The organism is Dielma fastidiosa (assembly GCF_000313565.1).
Classification (GTDB): domain Bacteria; phylum Bacillota_I; class Bacilli_A; order Erysipelotrichales; family Erysipelotrichaceae; genus Dielma; species Dielma fastidiosa.
This window is the reverse complement of sequence record NZ_CAEN01000110.1, coordinates 1-317: the sequence shown is the minus strand read 5'-3', so window position 1 is coordinate 317 and position 317 is coordinate 1. Positions and strand designations below refer to the sequence as shown.

Genomic DNA, 317 nt, shown 5'->3' with positions numbered 1-317 from the left:
ATTCAACCTAAGCATCACCTAGTTTCCTTTGTATCAATCGAATCTCAGTGGATGCTTTTTTGTTCAAGGGGGGGACATCAATGAAGTGTTTATCGTATTCAAATCGCTTCTATTATAATGAGTTATCAGAAGAGGATGCGAATTGTATTAAAAAAGATTTGATTCTGTATAACTCTATGCTGCATACAGCTTATAAGAAACTCTATTTAACTTGTTTTCATGGTGTCAAGGATGCAGTCTCTTTACAAAAGCAATTAAAAGCAAAATATGACACGAATGATTACTTTCCTTTATCTGCAATCCATGAAGCCAGAGCT

1 protein-coding gene is annotated in these 317 nt (G+C 34.4%); it reads left to right on the top strand.

Annotated features, from left to right (window positions below; genetic code table 11):
* Positions 1–80 precede the first annotated feature (80 nt).
* Positions 81–317, top strand: a 237-nt coding sequence (locus DAHG_RS18240; protein ID WP_034456195.1) for a hypothetical protein, incomplete at its 3' end; no start/stop codon positions are given.